This is a genomic window from Paenibacillus sp. 598K, from assembly GCF_003851045.1.
Taxonomy (GTDB): domain Bacteria; phylum Bacillota; class Bacilli; order Paenibacillales; family Paenibacillaceae; genus Paenibacillus_D.
Window position 1 is genome coordinate 198,855 of the sequence record NZ_BFBX01000016.1, and the last position, 24,382, is coordinate 223,236.

Sequence of the window (24,382 nt, forward strand, 5' to 3'; positions counted from 1 at the left end):
GCGTCGGCAGGATGACGGTGAGGAAGGTGCGGAGCCGGTACGCCCCGAGCATCGCCGCCGCTTCCTCCATATCCTGCTCCATATCCTGCAGGACCGGCTGCACCGTACGCACGACGAACGGCAGACCGATGAAGATGAGGGCAATCGTAATGCCGATCGGCGAGAAGGCTACCTTAATGCCAAGCGGCTCCAGATAACGTCCGATCCAGCCATTAGGCGCATAGATCGCCGTCAGCGCGATCCCGGCGACGGCCGTCGGCAAGGCGAAAGGCAGATCGACGAGACTGTCGATCAGCCGCCTCCCAGGGAACTGGTAGCGTACCAGCACCCAGGCGACGAGCAGACCAAACACCAGATTGACCAGCGCTGCGAAAAACGATGTCAAAAAACTGACTTTATAGGAGGCCAGCACGCGCGGCGCGGTGACCGTATCCCAAAACTGAATCCAGGACAGACCCGAGGTTTTGATGAAAACCGCCGCGAGCGGAATCAGCACCAGCAGCCCCAGGTAAAAAATCGTAAAGCCCATGGAAAGCCCGAACCCAGGCAGGACGCGACGCGATGATCGTTTGGAACCTTTCATGTGAAGTCAGCTCCTTTGCTATCCCGCATATTAGGAGCCCGGAACGTAGATTTTGTCAAAGGTGCCGCCATCGCTGAAATGCTTCTCTTGCGCCGTCTTCCAGCCGCCAAAATCGTCGTTGATCGTCAACAGCTCAATCTGCTCGTATTGATCCTTGTACTTCTCGGCCACCGCAGGCAGGGTCGGACGATAGTAATTTCTGCCGGCGATATCCTGGCCTTCCTCGGTGTACAGATATTGCAAGTAGGCTTCGGCCACCTCGCGCGTGCCACGCTCATCGACAACCTTGTCGACGATCGCGACCGGCGGCTCGGCCAGGATGCTCAGCGACGGCGTCACGATCTCAAACTCGCCTTCCCCGAATTCCTTGAGCGACAGCAGCGCCTCATTCTCCCAAGCCAACAGCACATCGCCGATTTTGCGCTCGACGAAGGTCGTCGTCGATCCGCGCGCGCCCGAGTCGAGCACAGGCACGTTTTTGAAGAGCGCGCCGACGAACTCTTCCGCTTTGGCCTCGTCGTTGTTGTTATGCTTGAGCGCATATCCCCACGCCGCCAGATAGTTCCAGCGAGCGCCCCCGGAGGTCTTCGGATTCGGCGTGATGACCTCGACGCCCGGCTTGATAAGGTCGTCCCAGTCCTTGATGCCTTTCGGATTGCCCTTCCGTACGAGGAAGACAATCGTCGAGGTGTAAGGCGCGCTGTTGTTCTCAAACTGCGATTGCCAGTCCGGCTGGATCAGGCCGGGCTCGACGATCGCATCGATGTCGTAGCCGAGCGCCAGCGTGACGACGTCGGCCTTCAAGCCGTCGATGACCGAGCGGCCTTGCTTGCCCGAGCCGCCGTGCGATTGCTTGATGGTGACGGTCTGTCCGGTCTCTTCCTTCCAATGCTTGGCGAACGCTTCGTTGAATTCGACGTATAATTCCCGGGTTGGATCGTAAGATACATTAAGCAGCTCTACCGGCTTCGCAGGCTCGGCGCCGGTCTCTGTGGCGGCAGGCGTCGTGTTGCCGCCGCTGTCCGTGCTGTTCGCGCCTTCACTCTCCGAAGCTCCACCGCCATTGCTGCCGCATGCCGAGATCACCAGTGTGAAGGCTAGCAGCAGCAGCGTAAGTCGAGCAGAAAGATAGGTTTTCATCTTAAAAACACCCCTTAGCGTTTTTAACAGACCTGTCTTATTTCTACTCCGGTGGTCCGGTGGTTAGAAATTATTCCAATCTGTTTAGTAGGTAATGGATGAATAATACCAGCCGCAACCTGTCTTTGTCAATGCAAATCAGGCCCTCCAAACTTTCTTTTATTTTGACAAAAACTCCGCCCGATAAAAGCATAAAAAACCGGTCTGCCCTTCGAACGAATCGAATGGCAAACCGGGTCTATAATCACTTCATACAGGCGTTGCATTAAAGCTCCTCAGCGGCCTCGCTTGTTCTCTCCGGAGACGACAACAAAGTCGACGAAGGGCCGGATCCGGTCCATCAGCCGCTGTCCTTTGTGCTGCTCGTCGCCGTCCTTGCTCGTAAAACTGAAGTGGCGCTCGAGCACCTCGAGGTTCTGATTGGACGTGTAAAAGGTCGGCTTGCGATTCATCCGATAGTTCAGGATCGTCCCAAGGACGTGATCCCGCACCCATGGATTGAGATTCTCGGCGCCGATATCATCGAAGACGAGCAGATCAGTATGCTTCATCAGCTCCACCGTCTCCTTGATGCGCTGCGGCTCGTTGAACATCGACTTCAGGTCCTCGACGAACTCCGGCACGTAGACGATGACGCCGGAGTAGCCAGCCTTGGCCAGCTCGTGCAGCATGTAGCACATCAGGAATGTCTTGCCGGTGCCGAACTTGCCTGCCAGGTACAAGCCCTTGGTCTGCAATCCCTGCTCCCGCGTCTGATCGATATAGCGCATGATCTGACCAACCGCCTTGATGCGCTCGGCATCCTTGCGCATGATCTCGTCGGCCGAGTAGCCCTGTTCGAGTGCCCGATCATCGACATAGAAACTCCGCACCCGGCTGCGCACCCGATTCTCGGCCACCCGGGCGACCTGCAGCTTGCACGGCACCTTGCGGTCGTCGAGCTGCGGCACGCCGGCGCGCTGCTCCATATCAAGCTCTGTGTAGTGGCCCTCGAAGTCGTTGGGACAACGGTCGAGTCCCGGGCATTGGCTGCAATTACGCCGCTCCTTGACATACTGGTAGATGCGATTGAGGTTGAGCCGCATCAGCCGCTCATCGAGCGCCTCATGCTGCGCTTGCAGCTGCTGCACGAGCGGATCGGCCTGCAGCTCCCGCAGCAGATCGTCGGCCTTCCTCGTCATCTGACGTCCGCCCGGCCATTGCTTTAATACTTGGCTTAACGATTCCATCTCATCTCACCTCCGTTATCCCTTGCCATCCAGCTTGCGCGCCAGCTGACGCAGCTCCTCCAGCTCCTGCTCGCTGATCTCTTGCCGCTCTCCGCTGTCCTCGATGATCGGCAGCTCCGGCTTGCGCCGCGCGCCTCCGCCTGGCCGCTGACGCGAACCACCGTTGCCGGGACGCCGCGCCTCCGCCTGGCCGCCCTGCGCATCCTTGTCCTCCTGCTCGCGGACGTACAGCACCGCCTTCTCGAACGTATCGATCTGCCGCACCAGCATGTTGGAGGCGACCGCGTCGATGAAAGCCTTGTTAACCCGTTTGTTGTCCGGCTGCCCAAGCACATAGTGGATGAGCACATTGATAACTGGAGCCGGCAATCGATAGTTGAGATCGATCCGCTCGAATACACGGTCCATCCACTCCGGCACCGCACCGGGGAAAAACCGCTGCAGAAACCGCGTATGCGGCTCATTGCGCATCAGCATATTGTACTGGGCGACATCGCAGCGTCCCGCGAGCTGCGCCGGTACGGCGAGCCGGTGCTCCGTATCGACGGCATGTTCGGCCGGCAGCTCCTCCTCCTCGGGGGCGCCTCCGGCAGACGCGATCCGGGCAAGCGTACGCTGGCGGACGTCATCGCGTTGGCGCTCCTGACGATACGTCCGGTTGGCCCGCAGCTGCAGCTCCTCCTCCAGCAACTCGCCGCGCGCCGTGAACACGCCATCCTCGTCGAGCAAGCGACATAGATCGACGACCGTCAGATTGTACTTGTATGCGAGATAGTTCAACGTCGCCATGCCCTCGGCGTCGCTGCGTAGCTTCTCGACATGCGGCCGATTGGCCGAATGCCGCGGGAAGCGCATGATAATCTCGCCATACTGGATGCCTGCGGTCTCGACAGCGGTCCGGGGCGCTGGCTGGCGAGCCGGAGCGACCTCGGTGAGCGCCTGCTCCAGCTCGTGATCGACCGCCGTCGTACCGAGCTCGAAAAGCTCGTAGAACGGCACCGACAGATTCTCCTTGGCCGGCTCGGCCATCGCCAACTCGTCCGGCTCCGGCGCAAAAAATTGCTCGCGCAGATGAATCACGGCGTACTTGCCGACCTGGTCGCGCAAATACATCGTCAAATGCTGGTTGCGGAAAAACTCGACCGGCGATTGCGGTGGCAACAGCTCGTACTCATAGATGACATCCTCGCCATCTGGCACGACCAGCCGCGAGCTCTGCAGCAGACCCACCGCTTCAAGCCGCGAAGCTTGCAGCGCAAGCTGCCGCCGACCGGCATCGTTCATCTCCAGGCCGAGACCGAGGAACAGCTTGCGCTGCGATTCCATGACCGAATAGCCGACCCGGTCGGTATCGACCTGGTAGTACAGGAGCTGGTACAGTCCGGTCGCTGTCGCGCCGATCATCGGCTGATAGACGAGCTGCAGCATCTTCTGGTCGATGACGCTTAGCGAAAATTCACGATACATGTAGAAGCGATGATGCTCGGTAAATTGATGTATGTTCTGGATGCGCATTGCATCTACCCCATCCGTCCTATAGACTAGAATAATGCGACCGGCTCACGACGCCGCAAATATTGGCGCGCCATTCGCCGGTCGGTGCCATTGATAGCTGATAGCTATAGTGTATCATACATCGGGGCGGGAGCCCCGGAAACAATTTAAATTGGACAAGCAAAAACGACTTCGTCGTCCTTCCAGGACGTGCGGAAAGCTTTGTCGGAGCATTCTAAGCAGATATAAGTGTGAAACTTATAAAATCTTAGAATTCTAAAAAATCCTCCAGCCGGAGGATCCTAAGTAGACCTAATACATCTTGAATCCGCTCTTCCGCAACACCCGGATCGCCCAGCCGCTTACGTAAGCGCCGATCAGCGCGGCAATCGCCGGCAGGATGTCGACATACGTATAGGCCGCCAAGTTGTCTTGCCACGACATGCCGGATGACCACGTATAGTAGATGCCGAGCGGCAGCAGCACGATCAGGTAAAGATAGATAGGAAACCAGGTTGTCTTCATCAACATGTTCAGGATAAAGCCGATCCCGAACATCATCACGAAAAACAACAGCATAGCGATGATAACCTGCAGCACAGCTCAATGCCCCTTTCTCACTTGATCCGCCAGACGCTCGCGCAAGCGGAACTCTTCTATGTTAGTTTAGGATATGGCCGAAGTGAAGTCAATGAAGCAGTTGTGAACAACCTATGGAAAAGGTGAAGCTCCTTGGAACTGAAATTGATGATCTATAATATTCACCACGGCCGGGCAATGAACGGCGGCATCAACCTCGACCGCGTCGCCGCGCTCATCGAGCGGCAGCAGCCGGATATCGTCGGCTTCAATGAGGTCGACCGTTGCTTTGGCCGCCGCAGCCGCTTCGAGGATCAATTCGCCTGGCTCTCCCGGACGCTGGGGATGGAGGGCGCATTTGGCGCGGCAATCTCTCGCCGCAAGCGAGACCAGATGCGCGAATACGGCAATGCGCTGCTCTCTCGTCACCCGGTCGTCGCCATGGCCAATCACGGGCTGAAGTCGCGGGCGCTGACGATCAGCGAGCCGCGCGCCGTCCTCGAGGCCGATATTGAAGTCGCACCGCAGCGGCTGCTCAAGGTGTTCGTCACCCATCTGAGCATCGCCCACCTGATCCAGCGCGTCCAGGTAGAGCTGTTGGCGCGCCGCATCGCCGGGACTGCCGCGCCTAGCGTGCTGATGGGCGATATGAACATGCCCCCCGGCTGCAGCCTGTGGCGCAAGCTGATGGCCAAGGCGAGCGATGTCTGCTTCAGTCAGCCGCAGAGCGCCTATCCGACGTTCCCGTCGATTCGGCCGATCACCCAAAAGGACTATATTTTCGTCTCGCCGGCCATCGAGACCGTCGAGGTCGAAGCCGTCGCCAGCGACCCGACCGCCTCCGACCATCTGCCGCTGCTGGCGACGATCCGACTGCCAGAGGCTGCAACCGTCTAGCTGTCACAAGCTTGCCATTTGCCTCCATTCCGGCTAGTAGGCTACAATAACATCATGGAGTCTATCGCACCTGAATCATATTACTTCGATCAGCAATGAGCAAAGGAGCATGTAAATCATGAGTGAAGCTGCACAAACGCTGGAGGGCTGGTACGCCCTTCATGACTTTAGACGAATCGACTGGACGGCCTGGAAGGCCGCTAGCCAGGAAGAAAGAAGCCGTGCCGAAGACGAGTTGCACAGTCTGGTCGGCGAATGGAGGCGCCTCGAAGAGAACCGCGAGGGCAGTACGGCGCTCTACGCGATCGTCGGACAAAAAGCCGATCTCGTCTTCGTCCACCTTCGGGAGACGCTCGAGGAGCTGCAATTGCTCGAGACGGCGTTCAATAAGTCCGCGCTCGCCCGCTTTACGATACCTACTTACTCATACGTTAGCGTCGTCGAGCTTAGCAACTACTTGGCTGGCTCCGGCGGGGGAGATCCGATGCAGAATCCCGAGGTCGTCGCACGCCTGAAGCCGATCATGCCCAAAGCGAAGCATATTTGCTTTTACCCGATGAACAAACGCCGATCGGGCAACGACAACTGGTATATGCTGACGATGGAAGAGCGTCGGACGATGATGCGCAGCCATGGTATGATCGGCCGTTCGTACGCCGGCAAGGTCAAGCAGATCATCTCAGGGTCGGTCGGCTTCGACGACTGGGAATGGGGCGTCACCCTGTTCGCCGACGATGCGCTGCAATTCAAAAAACTGATTTACGAGATGCGCTTCGACGAAGTGAGCGCCCGCTACGCCGACTTTGGCGACTTCTATGTCGGCAACCTGCTGACGCCAGACGGCATCCAGTCGATGCTGCGCGTCTGATATATGCTCCCCGAGCTGACACTGTCGGCTTACAGCCGTTGATCGAAAAAAGGGAAGTCCCGGGCTTGAACCGCCAGGACTTCCCTTTTTTATTTTTTAAGTCTGCCCTGCTAGTAGCCGAGCCGAGTCTCCGGTCAACAAGAGCCTTTCTCAGGACTCGTCCGACTCGCTCTCGCTGTCTTGCTGCGCCTGCCGCTCCTTGGCCTCCAGGTACTCCCTGGTGGCGCGGTCGCGGTCGCGGCCCTTCTCCTTGAGCCGCTCGATCGCCGGTTGCACGAGCAGGTCGACCTCCTGCTGCACTGTATAGACGAGATCGTAGCGGCTCTGGGACTCCAGATAGGAGCCCACCTCCATCAATGCATTGTAGCGGTCCAGTTCATCCCTCGTCAGCAATCCTCGGACTTGTACACTGCAATGGCGCATTAGAAAAACTTGCCTTTGCGCAGGACGAGCGGAATGCCCCCGATAATGAACAGATAGCGGATATCGATCATTTTTTTCAACCAGGCTGCAAAACGGCCTTTATATTTTTTGCCAAAGGCGATACCGATCGCTTCGCCTTTGCCAAGGGAAGCTACGGTGCCTTTGTTGCTGAATTCGAACGATTTGAGCGGCTGGTTGCGAATCGACGCGACCAGATTGTGCGCGCAGACGACGCCCTGCTGCATGGCGATCTGAGCGGTCGGCGGGTATGGACGTCCCTCCGGGTTAAACATCAACGAGTTGTCGCCGACGATGTAGATGTTCTCATGTCCTGGCGCGCGCAGATGCTCGTCGATCTTGACGCGGCCGCGCATCGTCTCGAAGCCTGCTTCCTCGATCAGCCGGTTGCCGCGGATGCCGCCCGTCCAGATGACGGTCTGCGAACGGATCTCTTCGCCCTCGCCGACGATGACGCCGTCGGGCGAGCATTCCTTGATAGCGGTGCCGATACGGAAGGTGACGCCTTTGCGGGAGAGCACCTCCATCGCGTACTCGACCAGCTCAGGATCGAAGCCTGGCAGCGCCGTCGGCGCAGCTTCGATATTATAGATCTTGACGATCGCCGGGTCGACGTCGAATTGCTTGCACAGCTCAGGCACGCGATCCGCCAGCTCGCCGATGAACTCGATGCCGGTGAAGCCGGCGCCGCCCACGATGAAGGTGAGGTAGTCCGTACGGTGAGGCTCGCGCTTGTAGCGGGCGAACTGATACTCGATATGCTCGCGGATCAGACGGACAGAGTTGATGCTGCGGATATTCATCGCGTATTCGCCCAGTCCCGGGATGCCGAACGTCTCAGGCTCGCCGCCCACGCCGATGACAAGGTAATCATAGGACAGCGTGCCGTCCTCAAGGATGACCTTCTTATCCTGCGGGCGAATCTGCACGACGGTCGACTTGACGAAGTCGATCTTGAATTCGTCGATCAGCTTGGAGATGCTGACGCGCGCATTCTCCGGATTGTCCGTGCCAGCGGCCGGCATATGCAGATGAGTCGTGATGTAATGGTAATCATGTTTGTTTACCAGTGTCACATCGGCCTCATTGTAGTTCAATTCTTTTTGCAGACGAAGCGCGGTCAAGACACCGCCGTAGCCCGCTCCCAGAATGACGATCTTTGGTATGTTACTCATTTTGACAATCCCTTCCATTCCTCTTTTGTCTTGTTCACCATTGTGAAAAATTACACAAACCAAGTTAAAGGAGAAAGTTTTACTTCCGTAGCTTATTTAGTTTGTGTCTTGCCGTCCTTCCTTATGAAAAAGGACCAGGGCGCGGCAAATCGTCCCGTTCCGACATACACATTGAAATGATATCGGCTTTTCGGTAAAAGTTCAAGCACAAAATATACGAAAATCTTTAGAACAATATACAAATCTGTTTTTTTCGTCAATAAAAGCGTATGATGGAGTAGTGAGAGAAATATGAATTTGTTGGAGGTGCCTACTGTGACAAATCACAAAGAGAACAATGCAGTGGATATTATTATTATCGGCGGTGGACCTGCTGGGATGTTTGCGGCATTTTACGCCGGCATGCGTCAAGCTTCGGTTCGAATATTGGAGAGCATGCCTCAGCTCGGTGGACAACTCGCAGCGCTGTACCCCGAAAAATACATTTATGATGTGGCCGGCTTCCCGAAAGTTACGGCGCAGGAGCTCGTCAATCTGCTGAAACGGCAGATGGATCACTTCCAACCAGAAGTCTGTCTCGAGGAAAAAGTGCTGCAGGTCGTCAAAAAAGAAGAGCGTCACTTCGAGGTGACGACAAACAAGGGGACACATACCGCAAAGGCCGTCATTATCACCGGCGGCGTCGGCGCCTTCGAGCCGCGGCGGCTGGAGCTGCCAGAGGCGGCGCAATACGAAAAAACCAATCTGTATTACTTCGTCAACGACCTGCATCAGTTCAAGGGGCAAAAAGTGCTGATCAGCGGCGGCGGCGACTCTGCGGTCGACTGGGCGCTTATGCTCGAGCCAATCGCCGAGCAGGTCACCCTCGTGCATCGCAGAGACAAATTCAGAGCGCACGAGCATAGCGTCGAAAATCTGATGAACTCCAAAGTCAACATTATGACGCCTTACGAAATCACCCAGATGCACGGCGACGAACGTATCTCGGCCGTGACGCTGGAGCAGATTAAGACGAAGGAATCGACAACCATCGACGTCGACGCGGTCATCGTCAACTTTGGCTTCGTCTCCTCGCTTGGACCGATCGCCGAGTGGGGACTGCAGATCGAGGGCGGCTCGATCGTCGTCGACTCGCGGATGGAGACCAATATCCCGGGCTTGTTCGCTGCCGGCGACATCACGACTTATCCCGGCAAGCTGAAGCTGATCGCCGTTGGCTTCGGCGAAGCGCCGACTGCTATCAACAACGCCAAGGTCTACATTGATCCGAGCGCCAAGCTGTCACCCGGACATAGCAGCAATATGAAGATGTAATCAAGCCTTACCAGCTCTTACTTCCATCTATGTTCACAAAGACAGGGTATGTCTCTCCTGCGGATCGCTGCATCCGCAAGCGGGCATACCCTGTTCAAGCGTGTATCATAAGTATTGGAGGTGTCGATAGATGGCATGGGGATTGCAGTCAGGCACCGACCAGCGAGCATTCAGCTGTGATCTCGCGACGGTTGATCTCTGCGAGCAACAGCTGCAAAAAATCCGGTTCCAAATCCAGATTCACAGCCGTCTGATAGGTGTCGATGAGCATTTCATCCGAAAGAATCTCCATTATCAACCCTTCCTTTCCTGTTTGTTCCTTCACATCTTAGCACGTTGCTCTATCAGGAACAAGTGTTCCGTTATCCACAACCTCCTGTGGACAGCTTGTGTGCAACATGTGGGCATCCTTGTCGAATGCGGGCCCTGACAGTGGGGATGATGTGGATAGCGTTATACACAGCCCTTGCAGCTCTACTATACGATAAAAAAATTTAATAGAGTTGCCCAAATCTATCGATCTTTTATATCTCCTATTGCGGTCGTGTATTCACTTCAAAAATCCAGATCTTGCCTCGCCGATCCAGGCCGTAATCAAAGCCTAGCTGGCCGATGCCAGGCAGCCTCGATTCCAACACCTCGGTGGAAAGCCGGGTCAAGCGACGCATCTCCTGCTTTTTGCTCTTGACCATCGATGTGGACAGCGAGCGACGTATCCCCTCGGCCGCAGTCATCTGCGTACCGCCTCGACAAAGGTTGGTTACGAACAAGCCGTGTCTGGCTAACCGTCCAACCATCGCCCGACAACTCCAGCCGCTTTCTTCTTTGACATACTTCACGCGGTAATCAATCGGGCGGCCGCTGATCGTCGCCAGTTGGATTCCTTTCTGGATCAGATAGGGACGCTTGCGCTTCATTTGCGACAACGCGTACGTCAAGCCGCTGAAGGTATCGTAGAAGCGACGATCGTCATAATGGCTGACCGCATAGCGCCCGCCTTGCTTAGACACCTTGATTACCCCGTGACCCCCAGCTCCCCGCACCGGCTTGATGACGACCATGCCGTGCGCGGCAAGCATCGATTTCAGATTGGCATCATTGTACATCCGAGTAGGCGGGATATGCGGCGCAATCGCAGGGTGAGACAATAATGCCGCCGTTTTCACCCATTTGCTGGCGTATTGTTTGCCGGTTTCCTCTCCCATTCCCATTCTCCTTTGCATGTTTGATAAGCTAGTATATGTTTGGGAGAATGAAATCTCTTGGATGGTTGTCTAGTCTCGCGCGAACTTCCGCGAGAATCCGAAGCTCGCGCCATTATCACAAATATTTACAACACAAGAGTCGCAATTCGATCCAGTTGCCTTTACGCGTCTTCACAAAAAATGATTGTCCTCTTCGTTTGCCGTTCGTGAACATACCGCTCCCTCCCTTTGCTAGAGAATAGCTCTTATGTCCCCTCAGGACGCCGCTTTCAGATGCATCCTATTACCCACATATTTCCTCGACCAAACGTTTGCCCCGACTTTGTCTGACCGCTACAACCCAAAAAGGACCCGGAGGCCGATGATCCGGGTCTAGTGACAATTGAGGTGTTTTCAAACGATTTGTTATGGACGCGAAGCTTGCTCTTCATTGTAAATGGCCGTTGCCTGTTCGATCCAATCGCTGCCGCCCTCGGCCAGATAGTTCTGCTTGAACTCCTCGTACAGTCTATCCAGGTTATCCTTGGCTAGTATGGCCTTCGTGCGGAATTCCTTTTCCATATCCTTCAGCATAGTTCCGCGGTCTATTTGCACCTGCGGCAGCCCATAGGTGTGCGCTTCTTCAATGAAGTTCTCCAACGCCAGCTTCCTGCCTTGCTTCGTCTGCTCGTTGAACAGCGACTCCCGCATCCCGTCCATACGATTGAGCAGCACGGAATACACATACCCGCCGACATCGCGCAGCTTCACCGCATCCTCGTAAGGCGAGATCCATTGGAATTGGCCGTTTTCATATTTATACTGCGCTCCCTCGATGCCTGCCCAGGTTAAAGCGTCGCCTTCCTTACTAACTAGATAATCGAGCACCCGGATTGCCGCTTCCGGGTCCTTTGCCTTGCTGGAGATGACCGCATACTGATTGCTGTCCGCTACGTTAGGGTTCAGATAACCGCCATGCCCGTCCGGTCCTTTAATCAATGTATATTCAAACTGGGGAACCGGCGATTCTGTATAGCGGCTTAACCAGTTCTGGGTAATGCCGTCAGCATTGAAATTGTAAGCCCCCACTTGTCCGTTCCACAGCTTTTGGAACGACTGCAACGTCGGAACAGTGGCGAATTCAGGATCGATCAACCCTTCATGATACAGCTTATTCAAATATTGGACCGCTTCGAAATAGCCAGGTGCAAGCAGCCACGGCGTAACCTTGCCGTCTACGAGCACAGCTCTCCCCATCGGCACGTTGAAAGCGCCAAAGATATGCGCCCACGTCTGATCGACCTGGATGGCCAATCCTACCCCAATCGTGTCTTTCAATCCGTTGCCGTCAGGGTCGTCGTTGACAAATGCTTTGAGAGCGTTTTCATATTCCTCTAAGTTCGTCGGCATAGGCAAGCTTAGCTTATCCAGCCAATCCTTGCGGATCGCGAGCGCGCTGCCTGGCACGAAGCCGTCGGGGATGCCGTATGACTTGCCGTCGACATAAGCGCCGCCCTTCATATATTCGCCGCGGTTCTCCTTGATGTTGGGCGCGTGTTGCTCGACCAGCTCGTCGAGCGGCAGAATCGCTCCGTTAGTGATCAGCTCCTGGATCTTCGTCTTGTTCACTGTGAAGATATCTGGCGGCTGTCCTGACACAAGCAGCGTATTGAGCCGCGTCTCGTAATCGTCGCCGCTTACGGTCTGCACCTGCAGATTAATGCCGGATTGCTCGCGAATGGCTTGGATAACCGTATTGTCCTCCGGGAAATCGGTCGTTTTGGACATCAACGCCGTTATCATCGGCGGATCGGCAGCGGCCGACGGTCCTGTTCCCTTGTTGTTTGAACCGCTGCAAGCCGATACGATTAACACAATCGCAAACGCATAGACGACAGCAACCGCAATGCGATGCTTGCTTCTTTTTCTCATGTGTAACCCTCCTCAAGTAGTTGACCCGTTCGCTTGTCGCCATTGCCCTGCATTATCCCTTCACCGCTCCGATCAACACCCCCTTCACAAAGTACTTTTGCAGAAATGGATAGGTAAGCAGCATCGGAAGCATGGCGGCGATAATCGCTGCCATCTTGACCGATTCCTCCGAAACATTCGCGATTGCCGCCGAATCGTTCATCGAGCGGGTGGACTCGGTCGCGCTGAAATTCATCATCGTCCTCAGAAATAAAGTCAGCACTTGCTTGTCCTGCGAATGAATGTACAGCACGGCGTCGAAAAACGCGTTCCAATGCCAAACGCCATAGAACAGCGAGATGGCAGCGATGACCGGCATCGATATCGGGAGAATAATCGAGACCAGCGTACGCATCGGCGAAGCCCCGTCGATATTGGCTGACTCCTCCATCTCAGGCGGAAGATTCTGAAAGTAATTTTTCATAATGAAAAAATTCCAAGCGCTGATCGCTGACGGAATGATCAGAGCCCACAGCGTATCCACCAGACCTAGCGAGTTCACGAGCAGATAGGTCGGGATCATGCCACCGCTGAACAGCATCGTAAAGAAAATGAAAAGCGTCAACGGCGTCCTGCCGATAAATCTGCGAATCGACAGCGGATAGGCCAGCATCGCCGTCAACAGCACATTGATGAACGTCCCTGCGAACAGCCGGAACAGAGAGTTGGAGTACGCTTCGAAAATCATTGAATTTCTAAACAGCATCAGATACGAATCAAAAGAAAATCCTTTCGGAAGGATAAACAGACCGCCGCTCATCGCTTGCTTGGGATCACTGATGGAATACATTAGCACATGCCAGAACGGATAGAGGGTAAGCATCGTGAACAGGAACAAGGCCGCATACAATCCCCACCGTCCCCCGTTCATATCGCTTTTGCTTGTCATTTTCGATTCCCCCTAGATTAGGCCGCTGTCGCTATCGATTTTTTTGGCGATATAGTTGGCTAATAGTACAAGCGCCAAACCTACCAGCGACTTGAACATTCCTGAAGCGACGGCCAAGTCATACTTTGCATCCTCGAAGGCGAGCTTATACAAGTACGTGTCCAATATCTCGCTCACTTGATATACGGCTGGATTGTACAATGCATACACTTGCTCCAGACCCACATTCAGAAAATTTCCCACATGGAAAATCAGCAAAATGACGATCGTCGTGCGCAGGCCAGGCAAAGTAATATGCCAGAGCTGTCTGAGCTTGCCCGCTCCATCCGCCTTTGCCGCCTCGTACAGATGCGGATCGATGGTGACAATCGTAGCGAGATACAAAATCGTGCCAAAGCCCGCTTCCTTCCATATGCTAGATACGATTAGAACGCCTCGAAAATATGCCGTGTTGCCCATAAGGTTGATGACCGAACCATCATAACCGAACCATGAGGCAATGACGCTAACGACGCCGGTATTTGGTGACAAGATTGCGTACAAAATACTGCCGATGACGATCCAGGAAACGAAATGCGGCAAATATATAACCGTCTGGATAAATCGCTTGTAAGCCGAATGCGCCACCTCGTGGATCAGCAGCGCCAGGATAATCGGCGCGGGGAAGACGAACACGAGCTGGTAAAAGCCGATAATCATGGTGTTCGCCAACGCCCTGCGGAAGCCGGACATCTCGAACAAGATGCGAAAATTATCGAGACCGACCCATTCGCTGGCGATAATTCCTTGGTAAATGTTAAACTTCTTAAATGCCACTACAAGTCCGTACATGGGGCCGTAATGAAAGATAAGAAAAAACAGGAGCCCGGGTACGGCCATTAAATAGAGCAGCTTGTCCTTCTTCAGTCTCTCGCGTATCGATGGCCACGCGGATCTTCGATACTTGGTCGTTTGTATCGAGCCGCTTGATGTTGATTGCAAGTTGATTCCTCCTCGAACAAACGATTACTCCGACATGAGCGCGAGCAAGTCCAATTTTGCCCCTTCGCTATGCAGATGGATGACCTTCTCTAACGCTTCGGCGTCCTGATCCTGCAACGCTTCGATGATTTGCCAGTGCTGCTTGACGATATTGTCTATGCGCTGTGCCCCATAGCCGTATTTTTTGCGCAGCGAGCCGATCAAACCTACGTATTTCTCATAGATCTGGAGCGCCTCCGGATTGTTGCTGCTGGCGTAGATGGCCGTATGAAACTCGCGGTCCAACAGGACAATTTCGTCTGCGTTCAAGCCGCTTTGGATGAGCGATTCCATCTTGGCGTTGATCTCCTTGAGTCGGTTCAGACCGGAGAGCGTCAGATTTGGCATGCTCCGCCTGGCCAGCAGTCCTTCCACAACCCCGCGGATCTCATAGATGTTGCGTAGATACTCTGGCGTCAACGACTTGACGCTGGCCCCCTTGTGAGGGAGCAGTTCAATGAAGCCCTCCCCTTGCAAAATCTGGAATGCTTCCCGCACCGGCATCTGGCTCACACCATAGCGCTCCGTAATCTCGGCGATCGTAATGCGCGCTCCAGCTGGAATTTCCCCTGACAGTATGCTTTCCTTAATCATTTCCTTGACATGAGCATATGCCGTCACCTTTGAGCCTTTTGTCACTTGGGCACCTCGTTTCCTTATTTAACCCTCTTTAATTCTTTTGCTCGTATAATGCTACCGCTATCTGTTGCGGCGCTAGCTTATGCGGCAGGCGAGCGGAAGTCTCCTCCAAGGTAGCCACCTCCAGCAGCCGATAGCCTGCCGCCTCCAGCCTGACTTCCGCATCCAGACCGGTGTCGTTCCACAACGCGATCGCCAGTCTGTCGCCATTCCGATAAGCTTTGGCGATGATGGACGGATTGTCATTGGCAATGCCCCGGGTATCCTGGTAGCGGCCTGTCCCCAGCAAGTCCCAGTATCTGGCGCGGAGCTCGGCCACTCGCTTGGCATAGTCTCGCTCGCCGACATAACGTTCCGACAACAGATCATCGCGGTCCCGCTCATACCGGATCTCCAGTTCGTATCTCAAGCCAAAGGCGAACGCATAGTTCGCGACGCGAGGCGCGATATACGGATACGGATTGCGAATCGTGACGATCGTCTCCGGGAAGCAGTAACGGAACAACTCCGGGTAATTGAGCGTCTCGGACAACGCGTCATTTGTTGCCGTCTCCAGCCGCCCCGACACTCTGAACGGCTCCGCAAACAGGCCATGAAGACAATCAACGGAACCGGAGTAGGCGTCCGTCACATGCTCGGTGAAAAATGCGAATTCGCTATCGATCTCCTTGGTCCGCACTTGAATTCCGTCCAGCAGTTGCAGCCTGCCTTGCGACATGGACAGCGAAGGCTTGCCCTTCGCATGCGGATGATCCTCGTTAAAGCAAGGGTAAGCCGGCATGCCGCCGATCTGGTCGAACAATACGCCGTCGGCGCCGAAGGAAGCGATGTAATCCACTTTTTCATTCATTAATTGTCGCCATTCGGGACAGGAAGGACAGGAGATAGAAAAGGACTTGCTCGTATAGCTCGCCTGATAAGCGCTATGATGCGACTTGTTGTAAAATTCGAAATAAGGCTCATTCCAGCGGCTTCTCGATTCGAGGCGGTCGCCGCCGTTCTTGTAAAAGTCGGAGGAGATATCGATCAGATGGCCTTGCTGATACAGTGTAACCTTGCCGCCTGCGGCCTGTACAGCTTTGATATTGGACTTGAGCTCCTCTGCGCCGCCCAGCGATTCGCTGGCGTGGACATGGGGATATTGATTGTCATGGCCGCTGTCGTACCAGCCAAACAGGCCAAGGGTGTCGCAGCCATGCGCCTGAGCGAGCTCATACAGCTTGGGCAGCTCATCGTATGTCCACATCTCCGTTCCGAATTGCTGCTTGTTAATGACGAGGAAATATCCTTTCATGTCCTTGACCCACTGCGGCTTGTGCGATTCCGCTCGCCAGCCGCCTGCCCACGCAGCGTATGCATCAGCCCCTCGATGCCAACTACCCGTATAGAGCGTAAGTGTCGTCTCCGGAGCCTCCCACCGTTCCTCCTGCTTGACGAACGGCATCTTTGCTAGCGACAGCGTAATTGCCCCCGGATCATTCGGATTGCCTCTCGCCAGCAATTTGGAGGTGTAGAATTCGGGGTCGCGGCCAGTCAGGAACAACGTCTGATCGCCATCGACCAACGACATCCACTGCATGCTGCCGCCGTTCGGATGGCCCCCGGGATAGCTAAGGTGGACGGTATTGGAATGATGCTCCCGGGTTTCCTTCATATTCGCCAAATATTGGCCGACATTCGTAATTTTCTGTCCGCATTGCTGCGGCCACAGCAGGGCGGGCTTGCCCCCTGCCAGCGTTTGGATGGTGCCTACCACTGGATATTCGAAATCAGTAATCAACGCTTCGTCACGATTATCGATGACCGCTCCGAATACCAGATAATCTTCCCTTAATTCAACGCTCAGCGTGAGCCCGATCTTGGTTGTCCCTCTTCGGACCGCCAATTCATCCGTCGAGAACGTTAGGCGATCTCCATCCTGCTTCACGGTAAAGAATTGCGTATCGGAGCGGACCGCATTCTCCCAATCGTCTCCCTGCTTAAAAATCAGCTTGAAGCTTGCCGCGGCAGGCTTGGCGATGACATTCCCGCGCGCATCCCTCGCGTTGGACAGCCATACCAACCTTGCCTGCTCGTCGAATGTGGCGGTCAGCCATCCATTTGTCAACTGGTACATCAGACATCGTCCTCCATACGGCCACTGCCGTAAAATTGTATCACTCCAAATCATCGTGCCGTTCTAAAAATAAGGTTCAGACTCCGGGGGGCGGATGTCCGTCAACGCTCCGCTGTAGTGCCGCAAGTCTCGGGGCGCATAGGGATAATCGCCGATTTGCTCCTCGCGCAGTTCAATGCCCAGACCTGGCGCATCGGAGATGGCCATATAGCCGTCCTCAAAGCTTAGCCGCTCATCGGTAACCGCCTTGCGCCACGGTACGTCGTTCTCCATAATCTCAAGGTAGAAAAAATTCGGCGTGCAAGCTGCCAGTTGCAGCGTCGTGGCATTCGCCACTGGGCCACTAGGATTATGTGGTGCGAACGGGATATAGCAGCTCTCTGCCATGGCGGCAATTTTGCGGCATTCCAGCACGCCGCCTGCATGACTGACGTCGGGCTGCACATAGTCCAGCGCCTTCTTGTCGAGCGCTTCGCGGAAGCCTTGACGAGTGTACAGCCTCTCTCCTCCTGCAATCGGCACATTGGACTTCATCTTGACCTGGAGGAGCGCATCGAGATTGTCCGGCGGCACCGGCTCTTCAAACCACACGGGCTGAAACGATTCGATCTCTCGCGCGATCCGGATGGCGGTCGGAACGTTGAATCGGCCATGCCCCTCGATGAAGAGGTCGATCCCGAGTCCGACTGCGGAGCGGACGGCAGCCATGCAAGCGAGCGCCTTTTCCATTTGTTCGCTGGAAATGTTCATATAGGCTTGGCCGAACGGGTCCCACTTCAAGCCCTTGAAGCCGCGATTGACCGCGCGGCGCGCCGCCGCGGCGAACTGTTCCGGTTCAGTCGCGCCTGCGAACCAGCCGTTGGCATATACCTTGACCTTATCCCGGTATTTGCCGCCCAGCAGCCGGTAGACAGGGACGCCAAGTGCCTTGCCGTTAATGTCCCACATCGCGGCCTCGACCGCGCTGAGCGCCGACATCAGCACCGCGCCCCCCCGCCAGTATGCGTCACGATAAATATTGTGATAATGAAGCTCGATCTGCGTCGGGTCCTTGCCGATCAGATACCGCTTTAGCTCCGCAATCGCCCCTACGACCGCTTGCTCTTTGTACTCAAGCGTAGCTTCTCCCACACCCGAGATTCCTTCATCTGTCATAACCTGAACGAATACCCAATTCGTACGATAGCAATATACCGTATAGCTCTTGATATCTATAATCTTCAATCCGTCTCCCCCACTCCTGTTAGGCGGTCTACCGGAAGTATAGACCTCCGTTGATGTCGATCGTCGAGCCTGTCATGTAGCGTGCCTCGTCGCTGGCCAGAAATACGACGGCCGCTGCCACGTCGTCTACGGAACCGAGCCCTAACGGCACGCTGCGGCTCAGCTCCTCCAGTCTCTCCTCCCCATGCGTGCGACGCAGCAACTCGGTATCGATAATGCCCGGGGCGACAGCATTGACAGTAATTCCATACGGCGCCGCCGTACGGGCGAGCGATTTGGTCAGTCCCAGCATGCCGCTCTTGGAAGCCGCGTAATGGACATGTCCGAAGATAGCCCCCTGATGCGCCACAACCGAGCTGATCTGGATGATTCTTCCCCTCCCCTGTCGCATCATCCGTTCCAGCCCGTATTTGGAGCAGAGGAAGCAACTCGTCAGATTCGTCTCCAGCACCTGGCTCCAGTTCTCAAGCTCGGTCTCCATGATCGTCTCGGTACGCGAGACGCCAGCGTTGTTGACCAGAATGTCCAGTTTACCGCAGCGTCGATCTATCTCGTCGAACAAGCCGCGCACCTCATGTTCCCGGCCGACGTCGGCCTGGACATACCAGACCCGTCTTCCCAGACGATTGATCGTCTCTTCGACACGCTGCGCTTCGGCTGACGCCTCATTCGAGTTCAGGACGATATCCGCGCCGGCTCTGGCGAGCCCTACCGCCACGCCTTCACCGATCCCTCTCGTGGAGCCGGTGACCAGCGCTACCATGCCATCCAACTGAAACACGTTTAGTCCCTCCTGTCGATCGTTAAACATCTTTAAAAGATATAATATCTATTATTGTATCAAATCTGATGTAATTGTATATAATCATCGGAACATTGTCAACGCTTTCTTTTCCCAGCACAAAAAAACCTTCTGCAAGGAAATGCTCCCTGCAAAAGGTTGGAGTTGGACTGGTATATATCGTCGGCAGCAAATTAACACTCGCCGGCTTCGGCGGGCTTGCCTGCATCTGTCGCTGTGCGGAAGCTGGCTCCGCAACCGCAAGTAACCGATGCGTTAGGGTTCTCCATCGTGAAGCCCCCGCTCATCGCGGTCTCCTTGAAATCGATCTGGAGGCCGTTCAGGTACTTGGCGCTGTCATCGTCCACGACGACCTTCAAGCCCTCGATTTCGAGCTGACGGTCACCGGCATTTACCTCGTCATCGAAGCCCATGCCATAGGAGAAGCCGCTACAGCCGCCTTCCTTGATACCGATGCGCAGGAACAGGTCCGGCGAGTCCTCTTGAGAGAGCATTTCCTTGATTTTTGTTACTGCGGATTCGCTGATGTCGATCATCGTTATTCCTCCCATCCGGTATGCCTCACACCGTGTTTCCTCTATTATACTCCACTTCTTCCTGTGCCTCAAGGCTATTGTCGGTTCTGCGCGAACACCGGCTGTGCTGCCCGGGACTTTACTTTGTGACTTACTTTTCTTGTTGCTGCCCGGGTAGGGGAGGTTTATAATAGATGGAAGTTGTTTAAGCATTGAGGGATGTACCTTTTTTCACAAACCCTTAACAAAAAAGATCTTACTTTCTATAAAGGAGGCTCCTGCTATTATGAATGTTATTTTATCCACGCCAGAGAAACGAATGCAGGACATCGCAGAAAAAGTCCGCCACGGGGAACGCTTGACGCTGGAGGACGGCGTTTTTTTATACCAGTCTGACGATCTGCTGACGGTTGGCCAGCTGGCCAACGAGGTCAATCTGGCCAAAAACGGCAAACGCGTCTATTTTATCGAAAACATGAGCCTGTACTTCACCAATGTGTGCGAAGCGCACTGTGCGTTTTGCAACTTCCGCAAGGACGAAGGCCAGGAGGGCGCCTACACGCTGAGCGGCGATCAGATGATCGAATACGTCGAGCAGCATATCCATCCCGGCGTCCGCGAGTTCCATATCGTCGGCGGCCACAATCCGCATGTACCGTTCCAGTATTATATCGACTCGCTGCGTGCGCTGCGCGACAAGTACCCGAACGTGACGCTGAAGGCTTACACCGCTGCGGAGATCGACTTTTTCTCGCGGATTAGCGGACTGAGCTATCGCGAGGTGCTCGAGCAGCTGATGGCTGCCGGATTGGCCACGCTCACCGGCGGCGGCGCGGAGATCCTCTCCGACCAATATCGCAAGAAGATGCGCGTCGACAAAGCCGATGTCAGTCAATATCTGGAGGTGCATCGTACCGCTCACGAGCTGGGTCTGAGGACGCACACGACGATGCTGTACGGCTCCATCGAAACTCATGAGCAGCGCATCCAGCACATGATGCATATCCGGGATCTCCAGGACGATACGGCAGGCTTCCAGGTGTTCATCCCGCTGTCGATGCAGCCGATCAATCCGCGCGCCGGCATCCGTCGCCGCAACTCGGCCTTCGAGGATCTGAAGACGATCGCGATCAGCCGCCTGATGCTCGATAATATCCAGCATATCAAGGCCTACTTCATTAATATCGGCACCCAGCTGACGCAGGTGGCGTTGGCGATGGGCGCCGACGACGTACACGGCACGATCGTCAAGGAGCGGATCAGCCATGCCGCAGGCGCCCTCACGCCGGAGGGCATCACGCGCGAGGATCTGATCTGGCTCGTCAAGGGCGCCGGGCGTATCCCGGTCGAGCGCGACACCTTCTACAATGAGGTGCAAGTGTACGAGTAGTGCGCGGGAAGAACGATCCCGTGACCGTAGGCTCTTTATTTTGAGGGCAGTCTGACGCTTGTGATCAAAAGCGTGGTTTTTGAGCATCCTCTACTAAATTCGTCTCAAAAAGCACGCTTTTCAGCACCGAGAAGGTTGAATGAAGGAGGAAACGAGGAGCGGAGCGTAGTGGAGCTACGTGAGCACCGGAGTTTCTGGATGAATTCAACATTCGATGTGGAAATGCATCGTTGAAATACATCGTGATCAAAAGCGTGGTTTTTGAGCATCCTCTATAACGGGCGGCTACTTGCGAAGTCGAACATAAGGGCTGGTGTGCCAATGAAACGATTCATTATCCTGGGCGGCGGATACGGAGGCATCACGATCGCCCAGACCTTGCTCGAAGGACATATCCCTGACGATGTCGTCGTCATGTTGATCGACAGGATGCCCTATCAAGGGCTCAAAACAGAATATTATGCGCTGGTCGCCGGCACGGTCGCCGACTATGACCTGCGAGTACAATACCCCGCCGATCCCAGGCTCGTACTGAAGCACGGCGAAGTGACGGATGTCGACCTGAACGCCCGTCTGATCCATATGGCCGGCGAAGATCCTATCGCCTACGACTGGCTGGCAATCGCGCTCGGCTGCACTGATCGCTATCACGACATACCCGGAGCACAGGAGCACTCGACGTCGCTGCAGACGTTCTCGGCGGCTCGACAGACTTACCGGTTGCTCGGCGATGTCAAGCCTTACGGCCAGGTCACGATCGTCGGCGGCGGACTGAGCGGCGTCGAGGTGGCCGCCGAGCTGCGGGAGGCACGCCGCGATCTCAATATCCAGATCCTCGACCGCGGCGAGAGCATCCTCTCGGCCTTCCCCGGGAAGCTCCAGAGCTATGTATCGAGCTGGCTGCACGAGCATGATGTCCGTACGGTCGGCGGCGTCTCGGTCAGCCGATTAGAGCGGGGCATCGTCTACAATCGCGACGAGGGACTAGAGACAGACGTGACCGTCTGGACCGCAGGCATCCAGCCGGTGCCGATCGTGCAGCGGATCGACTTGCCCAAGGACAGTCAAGGTCGACTGATCATCGACGCCCAGCACCGGCTGCCGGATCATCCCGAGGTATTCGTCGTCGGCGACTGTGCCGCTCTCCCCTTCTCGCCAAGCGCCCAAGCGGCAGGCGCCCAGGGCAAGCAGATCGCTGAGATCCTGTCGGCGGAGTGGTATGGCCGCTCCCCAAGGCTCAGTCGGATCAAGCTCAAGGGCGTCCTCGGCTCCCTCGGCAAAAAAGCCGGCTTCGGCCTAATGGGTCGAACGGCAATTATGGGACGGGTGCCTCGCGTGCTCAAGTCCGGCGTGCTCTGGCGCTCCAAGCACCACTCCGGCTAGGCAGTATACGCGCTTGATTACAGGTCATCCAGTAGCTTGTCGAGCGCATCGCGCTCCGCCTGCTGCTCGGCGATACTCGCCCTGACCTTGACGGTCAGCTCTTCGACAGTCTCGGCGGCGACGATCTCGCCGTTGACGAGGGCGTACGGGAACAGATAACATTCGCCGCAGTTGCCCAGACAGCCGTATTCGATCACGTCGATCGAATCGTCCTCTTCGAGCTCTCGCAAGAGCTGGTCGGTGCCATGGTGCATATTGCTTGCGCAAAACTCTACGATAGCATTCATCTTTTTCACCTGACCTTTTAAGAACCATTTTCATTTGCTTCACTTTGTACTATAATAAAGAAAGAAAGGAGTCGATAAATATGAGTGACAATACCCAAACCCCTTCTAAATATGATGAAGTGCTGGACGTTCTCGACAAGCTGCGCCCCTTCCTTCAACGCGACGGCGGCGACGTTGAGCTCGTAGAGATCGAGGACGGCATCGTCAAGCTGAAGCTGATGGGCGCTTGCGGTAGCTGCCCGAGCTCCACGATCACCTTGAAGGCTGGCATCGAGCGCGCGCTGCTCGAAGAAGTCGAGGGCATCGAAGAGGTCGTACAAGTATTTTAAGCCAGTGATGGCAAAAAGTCTTGCTGCTGGACGTGACACACGTCAGCGGCGAGACTTTTTTTATTTCCAAGCTCCTGGCGGGCGCGCGTATCTACCCTTTCAGTGTACGGCGAATCGGATCAAGGCCGCCGGTGATATCGAGGATATTGCCCGTGATGAAATCCGACTTGCTGTCGCAAAGAAAAGCGATCGCCCGTGCAATATCCTCGCCGGTGCCGGGTCTGCCGCGCGGCGACTCGTCGTCGATCTGCCCTTTGACCTCGTCGATCGTCTTTTCCTTATTCTCCCCCCGGATATCGCCGGGACAGATCATATTGACCGTAATGCCATGCGCCGCCTCTTCGACTGCCAGCGTCTTCGTAAAAGAGACGAGCCCTGTCTTAGCCGCTGCATAGACCGCCCGATGCGGCCAGGCTCTCGCTTCCCCGGCATGGCCGAAGCCAAAGTGGATGATCCGGCCCCAGTTGCGCGAGCGCATGCCCGGCAGCATCCGGTGATCGAGCAGCATCACGCCGAGCAGATTGCCATGCAGCAGTCCTGTAATCTCCTCTCGCCTATACTCGAGGAATACCCGCCGCTCGCGGATGAAGGGTCCTGCATTATTGATCAGAATATCGATGCCCCCAAAAGCTGCCTCCGCCTGATCGGCCAACCGCTCGGCCTGCTCCGGGTCGGCGATGTCGGCCTGGATGGCGATGCAGCGCACCCCCATGTCGCGGATCTGCTGCTCCAACGTCCGCGCCGCCTGCTCGCTCGTGACATAATTCAGTACGATGTTGCAGCCGTAACCGGCGAGCAGCAAGGCCGTACTTTTGCCTAGCCCCTTGGCGCTCCCGGTGATGAGGGCGGTTTTGCCGCTCAAGTCCATGGCTTCTCCCCCTTGTCACGCCATAGTGCGTATCTGCTACTGCTA

Annotated in this window: 25 protein-coding genes; 6 read left to right on the top strand and 19 right to left on the bottom strand. The window is 55.6% G+C overall.

The window, feature by feature from the left end:
• From cysT to PA598K_RS07610, 5 genes are all read right to left on the bottom strand, one after another.
• A partial coding sequence (cysT, locus tag PA598K_RS37815; protein WP_260405307.1) for a sulfate ABC transporter permease subunit CysT occupies positions 1 to 583 on the bottom strand: 583 nt, incomplete at its 3' end.
• Positions 584 to 613: 30 nt separating this feature from the next.
• Positions 614 to 1,723 carry a sulfate ABC transporter substrate-binding protein gene (locus PA598K_RS07595; protein WP_128656354.1) on the bottom strand — a complete coding sequence of 370 codons (1,110 nt, stop codon included), beginning with the start codon at positions 1,721 to 1,723 and terminating at the stop codon, positions 614 to 616.
• A 275-nt stretch (positions 1,724 to 1,998) separates the two neighbouring features.
• Entirely contained in the window at positions 1,999 to 2,952 is a 954-nt protein-coding gene (dnaI, locus tag PA598K_RS07600; protein WP_128656355.1) for a primosomal protein DnaI, read from the bottom strand.
• Positions 2,953 to 2,967: 15 nt separating this feature from the next.
• Complete coding sequence (locus tag PA598K_RS07605) at positions 2,968 to 4,467, bottom strand: DnaD domain protein (RefSeq protein WP_128656356.1); 1,500 nt, start codon at positions 4,465 to 4,467, stop codon at positions 2,968 to 2,970.
• A gap of 291 nt (positions 4,468 to 4,758) precedes the next feature.
• On the bottom strand, positions 4,759 to 5,046 hold the full coding sequence (locus PA598K_RS07610; RefSeq protein WP_185601679.1) for a YuiB family protein: 288 nt from the start codon (positions 5,044 to 5,046) through the stop codon (positions 4,759 to 4,761).
• Between the two features lie 132 nt (positions 5,047 to 5,178).
• On the opposite strand from PA598K_RS07610, the gene PA598K_RS07615 reads away from it, so the two are divergent.
• Both PA598K_RS07615 and hemQ read left to right on the top strand, forming a co-directional pair.
• Entirely contained in the window at positions 5,179 to 5,922 is a 744-nt protein-coding gene (locus PA598K_RS07615) for an endonuclease/exonuclease/phosphatase family protein (RefSeq protein ID WP_128656357.1), read from the top strand.
• 118 nt (positions 5,923 to 6,040) lie between these two features.
• A complete protein-coding gene (gene hemQ, locus PA598K_RS07620) occupies positions 6,041 to 6,790 on the top strand; it encodes a hydrogen peroxide-dependent heme synthase (protein WP_128656358.1) in 750 nt (249 codons plus the stop codon).
• Between the two features lie 150 nt (positions 6,791 to 6,940).
• Here the strand turns inward: hemQ and PA598K_RS07625 are convergent, their stop codons facing one another.
• The gene (locus PA598K_RS07625) at positions 6,941 to 7,213 is read right to left on the bottom strand and encodes a hypothetical protein (RefSeq protein ID WP_128656359.1); all 273 of its coding nucleotides are present in this window, start codon (positions 7,211 to 7,213) and stop codon (positions 6,941 to 6,943) included.
• A complete protein-coding gene (locus PA598K_RS07630) occupies positions 7,213 to 8,406 on the bottom strand; it encodes an NAD(P)/FAD-dependent oxidoreductase (RefSeq protein ID WP_128656360.1) in 1,194 nt (397 codons plus the stop codon). The genes PA598K_RS07625 and PA598K_RS07630 overlap by 1 nt, the downstream gene beginning before the upstream one ends.
• A gap of 291 nt (positions 8,407 to 8,697) precedes the next feature.
• Here PA598K_RS07630 and PA598K_RS07635 point away from each other — a divergent pair, with 291 nt between their 5' ends.
• The gene (locus tag PA598K_RS07635; protein WP_128656361.1) at positions 8,698 to 9,720 is read left to right on the top strand and encodes an NAD(P)/FAD-dependent oxidoreductase; all 1,023 of its coding nucleotides are present in this window, start codon (positions 8,698 to 8,700) and stop codon (positions 9,718 to 9,720) included.
• Positions 9,721 to 9,868: 148 nt separating this feature from the next.
• Here PA598K_RS07635 and sda read toward each other — a convergent pair whose 3' ends face one another.
• From sda to PA598K_RS07685, 10 genes are all read right to left on the bottom strand, one after another.
• Positions 9,869 to 10,012 (bottom strand): sporulation histidine kinase inhibitor Sda, encoded by a 144-nt coding sequence (sda, locus tag PA598K_RS07640; protein WP_128656362.1) that lies wholly within the window; start codon positions 10,010 to 10,012, stop codon positions 9,869 to 9,871.
• 241 nt (positions 10,013 to 10,253) lie between these two features.
• Positions 10,254 to 10,925: a YheC/YheD family protein gene (locus PA598K_RS07645; protein WP_128656363.1), complete on the bottom strand. Its 672-nt coding sequence runs from the start codon at positions 10,923 to 10,925 to the stop codon at positions 10,254 to 10,256.
• A 405-nt stretch (positions 10,926 to 11,330) separates the two neighbouring features.
• Complete coding sequence (locus PA598K_RS07650) at positions 11,331 to 12,836, bottom strand: extracellular solute-binding protein (RefSeq protein ID WP_128656364.1); 1,506 nt, start codon at positions 12,834 to 12,836, stop codon at positions 11,331 to 11,333.
• A 52-nt stretch (positions 12,837 to 12,888) separates the two neighbouring features.
• Entirely contained in the window at positions 12,889 to 13,764 is an 876-nt protein-coding gene (locus tag PA598K_RS07655; RefSeq protein ID WP_128656365.1) for a carbohydrate ABC transporter permease, read from the bottom strand.
• A 12-nt stretch (positions 13,765 to 13,776) separates the two neighbouring features.
• Positions 13,777 to 14,745, bottom strand: coding sequence for an ABC transporter permease (locus PA598K_RS07660; protein ID WP_221414105.1), 969 nt, complete (start codon positions 14,743 to 14,745; stop codon positions 13,777 to 13,779).
• A 24-nt stretch (positions 14,746 to 14,769) separates the two neighbouring features.
• Positions 14,770 to 15,423, bottom strand: coding sequence for a GntR family transcriptional regulator (locus tag PA598K_RS07665; protein WP_128656366.1), 654 nt, complete (start codon positions 15,421 to 15,423; stop codon positions 14,770 to 14,772).
• Positions 15,424 to 15,454: 31 nt separating this feature from the next.
• Positions 15,455 to 17,539: a DUF6259 domain-containing protein gene (locus PA598K_RS07670; RefSeq protein WP_128656367.1), complete on the bottom strand. Its 2,085-nt coding sequence runs from the start codon at positions 17,537 to 17,539 to the stop codon at positions 15,455 to 15,457.
• 63 nt (positions 17,540 to 17,602) lie between these two features.
• A complete protein-coding gene (dgoD, locus tag PA598K_RS07675; protein WP_128656368.1) occupies positions 17,603 to 18,763 on the bottom strand; it encodes a galactonate dehydratase in 1,161 nt (386 codons plus the stop codon).
• A gap of 28 nt (positions 18,764 to 18,791) precedes the next feature.
• Positions 18,792 to 19,544, bottom strand: a complete 753-nt coding sequence (locus PA598K_RS07680) for an SDR family NAD(P)-dependent oxidoreductase (protein WP_185601681.1) — start codon at positions 19,542 to 19,544, stop codon at positions 18,792 to 18,794.
• Between the two features lie 194 nt (positions 19,545 to 19,738).
• The gene (locus PA598K_RS07685; RefSeq protein WP_128656370.1) at positions 19,739 to 20,101 is read right to left on the bottom strand and encodes a HesB/IscA family protein; all 363 of its coding nucleotides are present in this window, start codon (positions 20,099 to 20,101) and stop codon (positions 19,739 to 19,741) included.
• Between the two features lie 265 nt (positions 20,102 to 20,366).
• On the opposite strand from PA598K_RS07685, the gene mqnE reads away from it, so the two are divergent.
• Positions 20,367 to 21,470 (top strand): aminofutalosine synthase MqnE, encoded by a 1,104-nt coding sequence (gene mqnE / locus PA598K_RS07690; protein WP_128656371.1) that lies wholly within the window; start codon positions 20,367 to 20,369, stop codon positions 21,468 to 21,470.
• A gap of 321 nt (positions 21,471 to 21,791) precedes the next feature.
• Positions 21,792 to 22,853 carry an NAD(P)/FAD-dependent oxidoreductase gene (locus PA598K_RS07695; RefSeq protein ID WP_128656372.1) on the top strand — a complete coding sequence of 354 codons (1,062 nt, stop codon included), beginning with the start codon at positions 21,792 to 21,794 and terminating at the stop codon, positions 22,851 to 22,853.
• Between the two features lie 17 nt (positions 22,854 to 22,870).
• Here the strand turns inward: PA598K_RS07695 and PA598K_RS07700 are convergent, their stop codons facing one another.
• Positions 22,871 to 23,140, bottom strand: a complete 270-nt coding sequence (locus PA598K_RS07700) for a YuzB family protein (RefSeq protein ID WP_128656373.1) — start codon at positions 23,138 to 23,140, stop codon at positions 22,871 to 22,873.
• An 80-nt stretch (positions 23,141 to 23,220) separates the two neighbouring features.
• Between PA598K_RS07700 and PA598K_RS07705 the strand changes: the two genes are divergently transcribed.
• Complete coding sequence (locus tag PA598K_RS07705; protein ID WP_128656374.1) at positions 23,221 to 23,469, top strand: NifU family protein; 249 nt, start codon at positions 23,221 to 23,223, stop codon at positions 23,467 to 23,469.
• Between the two features lie 91 nt (positions 23,470 to 23,560).
• Here PA598K_RS07705 and PA598K_RS07710 read toward each other — a convergent pair whose 3' ends face one another.
• The gene (locus PA598K_RS07710) at positions 23,561 to 24,337 is read right to left on the bottom strand and encodes an SDR family oxidoreductase (RefSeq protein WP_128656375.1); all 777 of its coding nucleotides are present in this window, start codon (positions 24,335 to 24,337) and stop codon (positions 23,561 to 23,563) included.
• Positions 24,338 to 24,382: the final 45 nt, after the last annotated feature.